Here is a 14,200-nt window from a genome sequence, read left to right on the forward strand (position 1 = left end):
CGCCTGGAGGCGCCCGTCCTGCGGGGGATGCGAAAGGAACGCCATGCCGTCCACCGAAGCCCGCGTCGAGACCGAGCGTCCCAGCCGGTACCTCGTCCAGCTCTGCAAGCACTTCTCCACCAAGGGCCGCCACCTCGGTCACCGGCCACGGGCCCACATGGGCGGTGACGCGCAAGCGCTCCGTGACCTGCGGGCCGTTGGGGAACAGGCGCAGGTCGCATGGACCGACACCGAAGGAGACGTCAGCCTTCCCTGGGGCCGGATCACCCTGCGGGCCACCTCGGGCGTGCTGACGCTGCGGGCCGAAGCCGTCGACGAGGAGGACCTGAGGCGGCTGCGGGACCTTGTCACCGGGCACATCGAGAGGTTCGGCCGACGCGACGGGCTACAGGTGAACTGGGAACGACCGGAGACCTCTGCGGTGTCCCCCGAAGCCGTCGGCACCGCGGGGGTGCGGGGTGGGGGAGACGCGCCGCGCCGCCGCCACCTCCGGGTCATGGGCCTCATCGCCGTCATCGCGCTCGTTCTCGCCGTCCACCTGGGGTTGGGCCGCGCCCTCCTGGCGAACTGGCGGTGGACCGGCTGGGCCGTCGGCGGTGTCCTCGCAGTCGTCCTCGGGAAGGTCGCGCTGCTGGGCGGGTTCGCCCTTCGCCGGAGTCGGGCCACGAAGAGCCGCTGAACGGCCTGCGGAAGGGTGCCCCCCGCTCTGGTGCAGCGCAGGAACACCGCTCGGCCACCGTAGCCCCGCGTGGGCCATGCGGCGAGGTTAGGCGGACCGCGCGCCGGGAGGGGCCCCTGCCAGTACCCCTCACGGCGCGAACTCCCACGTCCGCCCTCAGACGCAGGTCAGGGCAGTACGACGATCTTGCGTCCCTGGCCGGCGGCGAACCGGTCCAGTGCCTGCGGGTACTCCGTCAGCGGCAGCCGATGGCTGATGAAGACCTGGGGATCGAGAACCCCGGTGGCGAACAGTTCCGCCGCGCGCTCGTAGCTGTGCAGCACCGCCATGGAACCGGTGATGGTGATCTCCTCGTTGTAGATGCGGTACGGCGAAATGGTGGCCGTGGTCGCGTAATCGGAGACCCCGAACTGCAGGAATGTCCCGGCTTTGGCGACCCGTTCCAGGCCGTCCTGGATGGCCGCGGCGTTGCCGGTCGCGTCGACCACCACGTCCCAGCCACCCCGCCGCCCCAACTCCTCGGCCGACAGCGCCGCCTGGGAACAGCCCAGCTTCTCAGCCGTCGTCAGCCGCTCCGGGTTGACGTCGACGACATCCACCGACGCGGCACCGGTGCGCTTGGCCAGCTCCAGCATCATCAGGCCCATCGTCCCGCTGCCGTAGATCAGCACATGGGATCCGAGCCTGCTGCCCAGCACGTCGTACCCGCGCACCGCGCAGGACAGTGGCTCGATCAGCGCCGCGTCCTGGACGTCCACGTGGTCCGGCAGCCGTACGCAGTTGGCGACGGGTGCCACGGCGTACTCGGCGGCACCACCGGCCACGGTCACTCCGATCGCCTGCCACCGGTCGCAGAGGTTGTTGCGTCCCACCCGGCAGTAGCGGCACTCGTTGCAGTACAGCGAGGGGTCCACGGCGACCCGGTCGCCGATCGCGAGTTCGGTGACCTCGCTGCCGAGGCCCACGACCTCCCCGGCGAACTCGTGGCCCGGCACGACCGGCAGGGTCGGTGCGAACTCGCCCTGCAGGATGTGCAGATCGGTCCCGCACAGCCCGCAGGCCGCCACGTCGATCACGACCTCGCGCGGCCCGGGGGTGGGGTCGGGGACCGTGGTGACGGTGACCTTGCCGGGGGCTTCGATGACAGCGGCTCTCACTTGACTGCTCCTAGGGACAGGCCGCGGACCAGCTTGTCCTGGGCGGCGAAACCGGCGATGAGGACCGGCAGGGAGACCAGCGTGGCGGCGGCGCAGAGCCGGGCCAGGAACAGGCCCTCGTTGGTGATGAAGCCGACGAGGAAGACCGGTGCGGTCGACGCCTGCGTCGCGGTGAGGTTGACGGCGAACATGAACTCGTTCCAGCTGAAGATGAAGCAGATCAGCGAGGTGGCGGCGAGTCCGGGCATGGCGATCGGTGCGACGACCCGCCACAGCACGGTGAGCAGGTTCGCGCCGTCCATCTCGGCGGCCTCCAGGATCTCCTTGGGGACCTCGGCGAGGAAGGAGCGCATCATCCACACGGCGATCGGGAGGTTCATGGCGGTGTAGAGGACGATCAGTGTCCACACGTTGTCGAGCATCCCGGCGTCCTTGACGATCAGGTAGACCGGCAGCAGGGCCGCGATGGCCGGGAGGAACTTGGTGGACAGGAAGAAGAACATGACGTCGGTCCACTTCTCGACCGGCTTGATGGACAGCGCGTAGGCCGTCGGTACCGCCAGGGCGAGCACCAGCAGCGTCGACATGACGCTGGCCATGGCCGAGTTGAGGAGGAAGGGGGTGATGTCGCGGCTGAACAGCAGCTCGTACTGGCTGAGGGTGAAGGGGGCGAAGGGCGTCGGCGGGTTGGTCGCCGCGTCGGCCTCCTGGTGGAAGGAGGTGAGCACCATCCACGCCACCGGCGCGAAGAACGCCAGGGTGGCGAGCCAGGCGACGAACGTCCACAGCGGTGAGAGCCGCGGCTCCTGCGCGGGGCTGTCGCCGCGTCGGCGGGTCCGGAGTCGTCGCACGAGCGTGCCGGTCGCTGCCTGTGTGCTCATCGGGACGCCTCCTCGCGGAAAAGTGATGCGATGGTGCGCAGCGCGAAGGTCGCGATCACGATCGAGCCGAGTACGACGACGACTCCTGCGGCGGCCGCCTCGCCGTACTCGTACTTGCGGAACATGGTCAGGTAGATCTCGTAGGGCAGGTTGGTCGTCCGGGAGCCGGGGCCGCCCTGGGTGATGGTGTAGACCGCGTCGAAGGTCTGCACGACGTAGATCGTGCCGAGCAGGATGCCCAGCTCGATGTACTGCCGCAGGTGCGGCAGCGTGATGTGCCGGAAGGTCTGCAGCGCCGAGGCGCCGTCGACCCTGGCGGCCTCCAGCACGTCACCGGGCTGCGCCTGCAGACCCGCCAGCAGGATCAGCATCATGAACGGGGTCCACTGCCACACCAGCGACAGCACGACGGCCGGCATGGGGAAGTTGGACACCCAGTCGATGGTGGGGCCGTGGTCGGCGCCGAAGAACCGGTAGACGGCGTTGAGGGTGCCGTTGAGCAGGCCGTAGTCGGGGTTGTAGATGGCGTGCTTCCACAGCAGCGCGGCGGCGACCGGCATGACGAGGAACGGCGCGATGAGCAGGGTGCGCGCCAGTCCCCGGCCGGCGAACCGGCGGTCGAGCAGCAGTGCCAGAGCCAGACCGAGGACCACGCTGATGACGACCACCGACGCGGTGAGGACGACGGTGTTGAGCACCGCCGCGCGCAGCCGCCCATCGGTGAAGACGATCCCGTAGTTGGACAGACCCGTGAAGTGGCGGTCGCCCGGTTGCAGGATGTTCCACTGGAAGGTGGAGATGACGAGCGTGGCCACGAAGGGCAGCTGCGTGACGACGACGGTGAAGATCAGCGCCGGCAGCAGCGGACCGCGCCGCCGCCATGTGCCGATGACGGTGGATGTTCGCGGACGCACCGGAGGTGGTGCTTTTCTGGATGGGTCGATGAGCGTGGTCATGAGGCTTTCCTTGGCCGGTGACGGCAGGGTCGCGGTCGGGTGCCCGGCCGGCGGGTGAGGCCGGCCGGGCAACGTCCGGGTCACTGGTGCTTCGCGGCGACTTCCTCGGCCAGCTTCTGGCCGTCGTTCAGCGCCTTGTCCACGCTGGTCTGGCCGGCGATGGCAGCGGAGATCTCCTGGGTCACCTTCGTCCCCAGGTCCTGGAACTCGGGGACGGCCACGAACTGGACGCCGACCGTGGGACGGGGCTGCACGCCCGGGTTGGTCGGGTCGGCCTCCTGGATGGAGTTCAGGGTGATTCCACCGAAGGCCTCGGAGGCCTTCCGGTACTCGGGGATCTCGTAGGTGCTGGACCGCTTTCCGGCCGGGACACGGGGCCAGCCCAGCTTCTCGCCGACCAGCTTCTCGTACTCCTTGCTGGACGCCCACAGCATGAACTGCGAGGCGGCGTCGGCCTTCTTCGTGGTCTTGGGCATGGCCCACGCCCAACTCCACAGCCAGCCGCTGCTCTTGGTTTCGACCACCGGTGCGTAGGCGTACCCGACCTTGCCGGCGACCTTGCTGACCTTGGGGTCCTCCAGCGACCCGGCCGCGCTGGTCGCGTCGTACCACATCGCGACCTTGCCCTGGCTCATGGCGTTCAGACACTCGGTGAACCCGGCCTGCGGGGCACCCGCCTCACCGTGCTTCCTGACCAGATCGACGTAGAAGTTCGTCGCCTTCTTGAACTCGGGGCTGTTGACCTGCGCCTTCCAGTCCTTGGTGAACCAGGTGCCGCCGAAGGTGTTGACCATCGTCGTCAGCGGAGCGCCGAGCTCGCCCCAACCCGGCAGGCCGCGCAGGCAGATGCCCTTCATCCCGGGACGGGCGCCGTCGGCCTCGGCGGCGATGTCGGCGACCTGCTGCCAGGTCGGCCGCTCGGGCACCGTGATGCCCTTCTCCGCCATGACCTCCTTGTTGTACATCAGGAAGGAGGACTCCCCGTAGAACGGCAACGCGTACATCTTGCCGTCCGAGCCGGACAGCGACTGCACCATCGGCTTCAGCAGGTCGCCCTTGTCGAAGGCCGAGTCCTTGTCGGCGTAGGAATCCAGCTCGTGCAGCCAGCCGTTCTCGTGCCAGACGGGCACCTCGTAGGCGCCGACGGTGGCGACGTCGTACTGGCCGGCCTGGGTGGCGATGTCCTGGGTGACTTTGTCGCGCAGCTCGTTCTCGGGAAGGATCGTGAAGTTCACCTCGATGCCGGTGTCCTTCGTGAACGTGCTCTTCGTCAGCTGCGCGATGTCCTCCATCTGCGGGTTGCCGACCATCAGCACATTGATGCTCTTGCCGCCACCGGAGCTCGAGGAGCCGCCCGCCCCGCTGCAGGAGACCAGCAGCGAGCCTGCGGCCGTGGCCGTGGCGAGGACGTGGATCATTCTTCGTGTGCGCATGACTGACTCCAGGGAGTGTTCGAGGGCATGGGGAACCAGGACCCCGGCCTTACGGGGTGGGATGGGGAGATGAACTGCGGCTCAGGCCTGGATGACCTGGGGACCCAGCAGTGCGTAGCGGTGGGCCTCGGAGGTGTGCAGCCCCGTGTCGGTGACGATGGCCTCAAAGTCCGTGACGTTCGCGAATCGGCAGAAGCTCACGGCACCGAACTTCATGTGGACGCCGGAGAACACCCGGCGTTTGGCGACCCGCATGACCTCGGCCTTCACCTCGCTGACCGCGGGATCGGGGGTGGTGAGGCCGTACTCGCGGGAGATGCCGTTCGCGCCGACGTATGCCAGGTCGATGACGAAGTCGGACAGCATACGGGTCGCCCAGTGGTCGACCGTGGCCAGCGTGCCGCCACGTACCCGGCCGCCGAGCAGCAGCACGCTGATGTTCTCGGCTGAGGCCAGGTCACCCGCGGTGGCCAGCGAGGAGGTGACCACGGTCAGTGGCCGGTCGCGGGGCAGGGCGGCGGCGATGAGCTGCGGGGTGTAGCCCTCGTCGATGTAGACGGTCTCGGCGTCCCCGAGCAGTGCGGCCGCGGCGGCCGCGATCCGGGCCTTCTCGGTGACATGCATGGTGGTACGGAAGGCGAGTGTGGTCTCGAAGCCCGCGCTCTCCACGGGATGCGCACCGCCATGGGTACGCCGGACCAGCCCGTGTCCCTCCAACAGGTTCAGGTCGCGCCTCACGGTCTCCTTCGAGACCCCGAGGTCGGCGGCGAGCATTCCGACGTCCACGGATCCGGAACGGCGTGCCGTTTCCAGAATCCCGCGTCTTCGTTCCTCGGCGTCCACGGCGACACCTCCGTTTCACGGCTCTGCGCGTTGTGCCCGCGCCGGCTGATTCCCGGAGCCCGGCCCGATCGGGCCCCGATGGCCCAATTTCTACAAGGCGATCGCCCGTACTGACCAGGTTCGTCGTAGAGCAGTTCGTGACCGAATGTGCCCGCTTTTCGGAGTGCGGATGCCCTGGATGACGCGGCTGAGGGCTCTGCGGCGGGGAAGGCTGCCGCCCGCTCGCCGACCGGTGTGTGCCCGTTCACTGCCCGTTTTTCCGGATGGATCCAGACATACGGCCGGGATCATGCGTAGAAATCCGGCCACATTCGGGGTTGGCTCCGCGCCCCACCGGAGTCCTCGGGCTGAGGGCTCCGGTGTGGCGTCCTTGTTCTGCTCCGGACCGCGCCGCAGCTCAGGCAGCCGCCGGCTTCCGGATACGCGGATGGTTCTCCAGCGCCGAGGTCCGTGAGTACGGCGTCAGGGCGCTGGAAAAGGTGATGCGTCAGCGCATGCCTGCCGCATCGAGCAGGGTGGTCACCGTGGGCTCGATGAGCCCCGTCAGTTTGTCGGCTCCGATCCCCGCGCGGGCGCTGGCGCCGTCGAAGACCAGGCTGAGCTGCCGGGCCAGCAGGTCGGGATCGCGCACGCCGCCCTGTTCGGCCTCGGAGCGGAAGAAGCCCGTCAGGTTCGCCTTGATCCGGTGGGCCACCTGGCTCGCGGGGTGGCTCTGATCCTTCAGCTCGATCTGTACAGCCAGATACCGGCACCCTCGGAACTCGGGCGCACCCGACTGCGACTCCACCTGCTCGAAGACGTGCAGGATCCGCTCGCGGGGTGAACGGCCGTCGTCCGCGGCGGGAAGGAGCCCGGCCACGTAGGCGGCGGCGCGCTCCTCCAGGCTCGCCGCCAGCAGTGCGTCCTTGCTCTCGAACAGCTGGTACAGGGAGCGCTTCGACACCCCCGCCGCCTTGCACAGCGCCTCGACGCCGATACCCACACCGTCTCGATAGGTGAGCGTGGCCGCCGCCTCCAGCAGCCGCTCTCTGGTGCTTGCCTTCACTTCGGTGCTCATACGGCGAGATTAACTCGATTCGAACGAAATGAAAACCGATCGGTTTTCAGGGTGCGCCGGGCGAGGTCCGGGACCGCGCACAGCCGAGCGGACACCTGAAAGCCGCAAGAGGCTCGGCGACGGCCTCAGGGAAAGACCGTCGCCGAGCCCTGAGGGTGTGCGCGCCTGCCGTCCCCGCAGGGCGACACACACCGGGGCCACTCCGCACAATGGCCTCGTCCTGGGTGATGCGGGGCTGCCAACCGCTACGTCGGGACGGCGGCCTTTGCGGGCTTCGTCTCGACCGGGATGCGGTGCAGCCCCTTCCGGTCGTACCACCCCAGCACGCCGAAGCCGAACAGCGCGGCCACCACGAGGCCGGCGGCCATCATCACCCAGCCCCGGGTCAGACCCGCGTCTCCCTGGGCGTCGTAGTAGAGGATCGAGCGGATGCCACCGGTGATCTGCCGCAGGGGCTCGAACTCCGAGAGGAAGCGGTAGAAGCCGGGCAGCGCCTCGATAGGGGTGGTGGCGCCGGCTGTCGGCACCGCCATCCCGATGAAGACCAGCGTGACCACCAGCATGCCGGGCGTGCCGAAGACGGCAAGGAGGGTGAGTGCACCGATCCCGGAGACCGCGATGGCGCACACCGAATACAGCCACAGCAGCGGCAGGTGGGCGGCGTCCATGCCCATGATGCCGATCGCGCCCACCATGACCAGGGTCCCCATCAGCAGGGACAGGCCGACCATGAGAGTGCTGCTGATGGCGAGGGTCTGCACCCGGGTCGCCCGGATCAGCGGGCGGTGCAGGCGCAGCGGGCCCATGTCGTTGTGGGTGTAGCCGAGGGCGTGGTCGACCTGGCCGCTGATGACATTGGCGGAGAGCATGCCGCAGACCACGAGGACGAGCGCGTAGTAGAACGCCGTCAGGCCCAGGCCGCTGTGCGAGTCGAGCGGATGGCCGTCCTCGACCGTGACGGCGGCCGGGTCGGCCAGGAGGACGCGTGCCGCTGCGGGCAGTTTCGCCTGCCCGGTCCCGCTCTGGGCGGTCAGCTCCTTGCCCACCTGGAGCGAGGCGTTCTCGGCCGCCTCCATCGTCGCCGCCCTGGCCAGGCTGGATCCCATGCTGCCGGCGGACTGGTTGGTCAGCACCGTCAGTGTCGGGCGGGCCGGAGTCCCGGTGGCCGCGGTGCCGTTCAGTGCGGTGGTGGAGGAGGTGAAGTCGGCGGGGACGACGAGCGCGCCGAACAGCTTGCCCTCGCCGAGCTCCTCCTTGACCCCCTTCTCGTCCATCACCTTCCAGTCGATCTTGCCCCCGCTCGCGGTGGACTTCTCGATCGACTCGGTGATCTGTGCCCCCAGGTTGACCTGTTTGCCGCCTACAGCGGCTCCCTCGTCGGCGTTGACCAGACCGACGGGCAGTTTGTCCATGTGATCGACCGGATCGATGTTGGCGCCGACGTAGAACACGGTGAACAGCAGCGCGAGTACGCCTGTGATGACGCCGTTGGCGATCCACAGGGGCTTGGCGCGCAGGACGCGGAACGGGTGAACCCCACTCATGACTTACTCCGGTCTCGGATGACACGGTCTTATCTGGAGGAGACCGGACGGCGTCATTGCAGGCCGGCTGCTGAGACATGGACCACAGGCGGTCCGTGGGTGAAGCGCCGCGCCGCAGTCGTGGTGGCGCAAGGCGAGCGGGCGGAGTGCACCGGGTCAGGAGGCTGCGGGGCGCTTCGCCGGGGGATGCCAGCCACCGGTTACTTCCTTGACGGGCTTGTGGGGGAAACGGCGCTGGGCGTACTCCTGCGCGTGTGAGCCCGGCAGGACGTACAGGGTCTCCTTCTTGTCCTGGAGCGGTCGCAGCACGGTGTCCATGAACGTCTTGCGGTCATCCAGGTACGGGCCCAGGACGTCCTCGCCGCCGGGGCAGACGGCCATGCAGTAGCCGGACTTGTAGCCGGGGGGCGAGGTCAGGCTCTGCCACATGGAGGCGCTCTCGGAATCGGTGACCCGGGAGCGGTAGTCGGCGGCGTCCTCGCTGTCGGCCACGGTCTGCGCCCAGTCGGTGAACCCGCTCATGAACTCGCGGTAGTTGTGTGTGGTGCAGGCCAGGGCGTCGAATGCTCCGTCCTTGCTGATGGCGCCGACCGGGCAGGCTGCGACGCACAGCTTGCAGTCGATGCAGGGGTTGTAGTCCAGCGCCTGCCCGTACTCGCTCACCTCGGCGTCCACCAGGACGGTGGCCAGCAGTATGAAGTTGCCGAACTTCGGGTGGATGACGTTGCGGTGCAGGCCCATCACGCCGAGCCCCGCGGCCACCGCGACCGTCTTGTGCGCCACCACCCAGATCCGCTCATGGGGGAAGCGGTCCATCTCCTGGGGGAAGCCGACCGACGGATTGAGTGCGCGGTAGCCGGCGTCCTGCAGTGCCTGGGTGACGCCGCGGGCGGCGTGGTTGGCCTGCTCGTCGGTCTGGTGGAATTCCTGGTTGGCCACGCTGCGGGCCGGGGAACGGCAGTTGTCGCGGTTCATCCGGACCGCCATCGCGATCAGCGTGCGGGTGCCGGGCAGTGCGGACTGTGCGTGCTCGCGCTCGCCGGCCAGGTCGGGGTGGTCCAGGCTGACCGCGGCCGCGTCGTCCGCGCCGGCCGCCAGGCACAGCTCGCGGAGCCAGGCCGCGTCGATCACCGCCGGAGGGCTCACCGCGTCACCGGCCCTGCGCCGGGCGAGTACGGCCCGCACCGACGGGTGGGCGGCCAGCTTCGCCGGAAGCTTGGGATCCGTCGGTTGCCCCTCGACGTCGCGCGCGGCAGTCATCCGATGCTCCTAGTGGTTCGGGTGGTGAGACTCGCCTCCACGGCGAGAAACCGATCAGTCTCACCACCGTAAACCGGTCAGTTTCCGCATGCAAGCCCAAGTGGCGGACAGTCCCCGACCCGCGCCCCATCGTCCGGTGCTGCAACGGAAGTTGACTCTTGTTGAGCGAGGCGGATTCACCGGTGCTCCCGTCGTCCTGCTGCACACGGTGCGAACGCAGGCCGAGCACTTCCGCCTCCTCATCCCGTTGATCTCGGATCAGTACACCGTGTACGCCCTCGATCTCCCGGGGATGGGCTACTCCGAGATCGTGCCCGGTGCGTCGTACGACGAGCCGGCGATGCGCGCGGGCGTCGAACGGCTCCTCACCGAACTCGACCTCCATGGCGTGACGTTGGTCGGGGAGTCCATGGGGGCGGTGCTCGCCCTGACCGCCGCGGCCGAGCTGCCCGAGCGGGTACGGCGCGTCGTCGCGGTGAACACGTACGACTTCCGCGGCGGAATCGCCCGGTCCGGTCTCCTCGCCCGTGTGGTGGTCGGCGGTGTTCTCACTCCGGGGGCGGGCCCGGTGGTCGCCGGGGTGGAACCCAAGGCCGCCCTCCGCAGGATTCTGCAGGGCGGACTGGGCGACAAGACCGCTTTGCGGGCGGACTACGTGGACGAGCTCCTCCAGGTGGGCGGCCGCCCCGGCTACCCGACCGTCGCCCGGGCCGTGTACCAGGCCCTGCCCAGCCTCATCGCGGCCCGGTCGCGCTACCCCGAGGTCAAGGCCCCCATCCACCTCGTCAACGGGGAGAAGGACTGGTCCCGGCGGACGGACCGGGAAGCCAACAAGGAATTGCTGCCGGCCGCCGATTTCACGCAGGTCCCGGGAGCAGGCCACTTCATCGCTCTGGAACGGCCCGACGTGCTGGCCGACCTGTTGAACGCGGTGGCGTGACCGCCCGGGCTCGGGCGGGATCTGGACGGCCTGGCGAGCGGCGGTCACTCGGAGTTGCCCGGCGAACGCGGAAAACCGCCCGATAGTGTTGACGCAGGTCGAGACCGCCTGCTCCGCACCTGCCGCCAGGCATGGCCCGGCCGTCACCGGCCCACAGGATCGCCTTCGGCGCCGTCGGTCTGTGTGCGTAGCATCGCGTGGCCGCCGTGATGCAAGGGTGTGTCCAGCTTGAAGCGGGCTGCTTCGCCGCTTGTTCTGGCGTTGAAGACGTGGACTTCGCCGTGGCCGCCGCGGGTGATGGCGATCCAGTCCGCGCCCGGTGAGGCGGCCACCGCGCGGCGTTGGACGCCCTCCCAGGGGGTGCCGCCGCGGCGGGGTGCGCCGTCCATGGCGGGGAGGGTAACGCGATGCGCGGTCCCGTCGGTGTCCAGGAGGATCAGTTCGTCGCCGTCCGGGTGGATGCGGGTGAACGCGGTGTGGTGTTGGGTGAGGGCCAGCCGGAAGACCAGGCCGGGGCCGAGCTCCGTCAGGGTCGTGCGGCCCGTCCCCAGGTCGTGGCGCCACGCCTGGTTGGTCCACTCCGGCCACCGCAGCGGGTCTGCGGGGCCGCCCCGCAGCGTCGACCACAGCGCTCGTCGCCGGGGGTCGAGCCGCAGGTACCAGCCGCGGGCGGGCGAACCCCACGGGATCACCGGCTCCGGGACGAGTACGTCGCCCTCACGCCGTGCTCGGTGCACTCCCTCGCCCGTGGCCGCGAACACGTGCCCGGAGTAGGGGTCTTGGGCGTCGCCGTGCCCGTCGTCCGGCAGGAGGAGGTCGGCGTGGGGCGTGACCGGAGGGCAGCCGGGAGACGCCCCGAGCAGGTCGGCGAACCGGTGGACGCCCAGTGCGCCGGGCTCCCGGTGCCGCAGGACGACCAGTGGATCGCCGTTGCCCAGGACCGTCACACCCGGTTCGCCGACGCGCGTGCGTACCCGGACCGCATCTTGCGTGGAGAGGTCGACGGCTGTCAGCAGGTCCGACCATGGCTCGCCGTTCTCGCCCAGGCCCGTCGTGACGGCGACCCACCGGCCGGACGGGTCGCAGGCGAGGTGCTCGGCCGGCACGGCTACGGGGATCGCGGTCTCCACCAGTTCGTGGCCGAACGGGTCGAGTACCAGCAGCTCGCCCCTGCGGTCGTCGACGCAGGCCGCCCGCCCGCCCGGCAACGCCAGGAACCCGGCGTGCTCGGAGAGGTGACGGCCGGTGAGGCGGCCCGTCTCGGTGCCGTCCGGCACGGTCAGTACGTGGACGGATCCCTCCACGTGATCGGCGACGAGCAGCACGGCAGGGGCGGCGGTCATCGATGGCCTCCATCAAACGGGTCCTGGTGAAAACGATTATCATGTATCTTCGATGCGTTCCGGGGTACCTGAGAAGAAGCGAGGGCATCGATGCTGCGCTCACCGTCGAGATTCGTCCGAGGCTGGATCACCGCGGCGCTAGTGGGCTCGGTGCTGGCCGGGTGCGGCTCGTCCACCGAACCGGCCGGCGAGAAGGCCGCTGCGGCCGGCCCGAAGACCGACGTCACCGTCGAACCCATCAAGGCGGCACGGGAGCTGACCGACGCGGGCGGCGTCAAGCTCTCCCTCGAGAAGGAGCCCAAGCGCATCGTCTGCCTGTTCGCGCTGTGCGACGACATCCTGACCGAGCTGGGCATCGTCCCCACGGCCACGAACAGCGCACTCCTCGCTCACTCCGACTTCCTGGGGGAGGAGAGGGCGAAGGAGGTCGACGTCATCCCCGGCGGGTTCATCGCGCCCGAGGTGGAGGCGATCCTCTCCCACAAGCCCGATCTCGTGATCGGCCTGGAGGACACCCACGGCAAGCTCGCCCCGGCCCTGAAGGACGCCACGACCTTCTGGCCCATGCAGCCCGAGACGTGGCAGGACAGCGTGGGCTACCTGCGCGATGTCGCCGCGCTCACCGGCCGCACCGCCGAGGGCGAGAAGGCCGAGAAGACCTTCCGCACCAAGCTCGCCGAGGCCGAGAAGACCAGGAGCGACAAGACCGCGCTCATCATCTACGGCAGTGACGAGAACTTCGGCGTCGCCACCCCGGAGACGGACGTGGGCGCCAGTCTGTTCCCGAAGCTGGCCGACTACCCCTGGAAGTCCCGTGGGGTGCAGGGGAGTTACAGCCTCGAGGAGATCCTCGCGGCGGACGTCGACGTGCTGTTCGTCGAGACGATGAGCTTCGGCGAGGCGGACGGCAAGCTGTCCGAGAAGCTGGCGAAGAACCCCCTGTGGGGCAAGCTCCCGGCAGTGAAGAACGGGGACGTCCACGAGGTGAACTCCGAGGTGTGGGCCAAGGGACGCGGTACCCGTTCGCTGGGCATCATCCTCGATGAGGCCACGGCCGCGCTGCGGTGAGCGCGCCCACCACGGCGCACACCGCAGGTGACACGGCATCGGGCGAACCGCGGTCGGTGCGCCTGGCAGGAGTATGGCAATTACCCGTCGTGGCCGTGTTGTTGGTCGCCGCGTCGGCCTGCGCACTGAGCCTGGGCACCCCCTACGTCCCGCTGCACCGGCTGCCCGGAGCGCTGCTGGACGCGGACACCACGCTCGCCGGAATCGTCGTCACCGAACTCCGCGTGCCCCGGCTGCTGCTGGCGCTGATCGCCGGGGCCTGTCTGGGTGCGGCGGGGCTCGTGCTCCAGGAGGCGCTGCGCAACCCCCTGGCCGTCCCCGAGATGCTGGGTGTGTCGTCCGGGGCCGCGCTCGGGGTGGCCGCGCCGCTGGTGCTGGCGGTGTCCCTGCCCGCCGCCGTCCAGCCCCTGCCGGCCATCGGCGGGGCCGCGCTCGGCGGCGGACTCACGCTGCTCGCCGCCGGGTTGGGGCGCAGCCCGTCCGCCGTACTGCTGACCGGCGCCGCGGTTGCCGCCGCGTTGCAGGCCGCGCTGCTCGTGCTGATGGTGATGGCCGACCAGCTCGACCTCCAGCTGATCTACCGCTACCTGCTCGGCTCGCTCTCCGCCCGTACCTGGGACGACGTCACCGGGCTGTGGCCGTGGCTGCTCGTCGCGGTGCCCGCGCTCGTGCTGTGCGCGCCGGTGCTCTCGGTGCTGCGGCTGGGGGACGAGGACGCCGAGGCGCTGGGTGTGCGCGCCCAGCGGGCACGGCTGGCCGCGCTGGCCATCGCCGTCGTGCTGATCGCACCCGTAACCGCCGTGTGCGGGCCGGTGGCCTGGGTCGGGTTCCTCGCTCCGCACCTGGCGCGGTGGTTCAACCCCGCGGCGGGTGCGGTGCGTTGGCTGCCCTGGTCGGCGGCCTGGGGCGCCGTCGTCGTGGCCGTCGCCGACGTACCGGCCCGCCTCGCGCTGGCGCCCGTGGAGACACCGGTCGGCGCTTGGACGGCCCTGCTCGGCGTGCCCGCCGGGGTCGCCCTGCTCCGGTCGGGCAACCGCAG

General features: G+C 69.7%; 13 protein-coding genes. 4 read left to right on the forward strand and 9 right to left on the reverse strand.

From position 1 onward, the window contains the following. Positions 1-43 precede the first annotated feature (43 nt). On the forward strand, positions 44-679 hold the full coding sequence (locus CLM62_RS28595; protein WP_095752793.1) for a DUF2218 domain-containing protein: 636 nt from the start codon (positions 44-46) through the stop codon (positions 677-679). Positions 680-846: 167 nt separating this feature from the next. On the opposite strand, the gene CLM62_RS28600 is transcribed toward CLM62_RS28595, so the two are convergent. From CLM62_RS28600 to CLM62_RS28635, 8 genes are all read right to left on the reverse strand, one after another. After that, complete coding sequence (locus CLM62_RS28600) at positions 847-1,836, reverse strand: zinc-dependent alcohol dehydrogenase family protein (RefSeq protein WP_095752794.1); 990 nt, start codon at positions 1,834-1,836, stop codon at positions 847-849. Then, on the reverse strand, positions 1,833-2,717 hold the full coding sequence (locus tag CLM62_RS28605) for a carbohydrate ABC transporter permease (protein ID WP_095752795.1): 885 nt from the start codon (positions 2,715-2,717) through the stop codon (positions 1,833-1,835). Before CLM62_RS28605 ends, CLM62_RS28600 begins: the two co-directional genes overlap by 4 nt. Further along, a complete protein-coding gene (locus tag CLM62_RS28610; protein ID WP_095752796.1) occupies positions 2,714-3,673 on the reverse strand; it encodes a carbohydrate ABC transporter permease in 960 nt (319 codons plus the stop codon). The genes CLM62_RS28605 and CLM62_RS28610 overlap by 4 nt, the downstream gene beginning before the upstream one ends. Positions 3,674-3,753: 80 nt before the next feature. Then, positions 3,754-5,106: a sugar ABC transporter substrate-binding protein gene (locus CLM62_RS28615; protein WP_218835632.1), complete on the reverse strand. Its 1,353-nt coding sequence runs from the start codon at positions 5,104-5,106 to the stop codon at positions 3,754-3,756. Between the two features lie 81 nt (positions 5,107-5,187). Next, positions 5,188-5,949 carry a DeoR/GlpR family DNA-binding transcription regulator gene (locus CLM62_RS28620; protein WP_095752798.1) on the reverse strand — a complete coding sequence of 254 codons (762 nt, stop codon included), beginning with the start codon at positions 5,947-5,949 and terminating at the stop codon, positions 5,188-5,190. Between the two features lie 487 nt (positions 5,950-6,436). Next, positions 6,437-7,006, reverse strand: coding sequence for a TetR/AcrR family transcriptional regulator (locus CLM62_RS28625; RefSeq protein WP_095752799.1), 570 nt, complete (start codon positions 7,004-7,006; stop codon positions 6,437-6,439). Between the two features lie 245 nt (positions 7,007-7,251). Next, positions 7,252-8,550, reverse strand: coding sequence for an SNG1 family protein (locus CLM62_RS28630; protein WP_095752800.1), 1,299 nt, complete (start codon positions 8,548-8,550; stop codon positions 7,252-7,254). Between the two features lie 156 nt (positions 8,551-8,706). After that, positions 8,707-9,810, reverse strand: a complete 1,104-nt coding sequence (locus CLM62_RS28635; RefSeq protein ID WP_095752801.1) for a 4Fe-4S binding protein — start codon at positions 9,808-9,810, stop codon at positions 8,707-8,709. A gap of 136 nt (positions 9,811-9,946) precedes the next feature. Between CLM62_RS28635 and CLM62_RS28640 the strand changes: the two genes are divergently transcribed. After that, the gene (locus CLM62_RS28640; RefSeq protein ID WP_257004137.1) at positions 9,947-10,750 is read left to right on the forward strand and encodes an alpha/beta fold hydrolase; all 804 of its coding nucleotides are present in this window, start codon (positions 9,947-9,949) and stop codon (positions 10,748-10,750) included. Between the two features lie 143 nt (positions 10,751-10,893). Here CLM62_RS28640 and CLM62_RS28645 read toward each other — a convergent pair whose 3' ends face one another. After that, complete coding sequence (locus CLM62_RS28645) at positions 10,894-12,093, reverse strand: hypothetical protein (RefSeq protein ID WP_095752803.1); 1,200 nt, start codon at positions 12,091-12,093, stop codon at positions 10,894-10,896. Positions 12,094-12,183: 90 nt separating this feature from the next. On the opposite strand from CLM62_RS28645, the gene CLM62_RS28650 reads away from it, so the two are divergent. Further along, positions 12,184-13,161: an ABC transporter substrate-binding protein gene (locus CLM62_RS28650; protein ID WP_095752804.1), complete on the forward strand. Its 978-nt coding sequence runs from the start codon at positions 12,184-12,186 to the stop codon at positions 13,159-13,161. A gap of 89 nt (positions 13,162-13,250) precedes the next feature. Then, positions 13,251-14,200, forward strand: a 950-nt coding sequence (locus CLM62_RS28655; protein WP_257004138.1) for an iron ABC transporter permease, incomplete at its 3' end; no start/stop codon positions are given.

Origin of the sequence: Streptomyces sp. SA15 (genome assembly GCF_002291145.1) — a bacterium.
GTDB lineage: Bacteria > Actinomycetota > Actinomycetes > Streptomycetales > Streptomycetaceae > Streptomyces.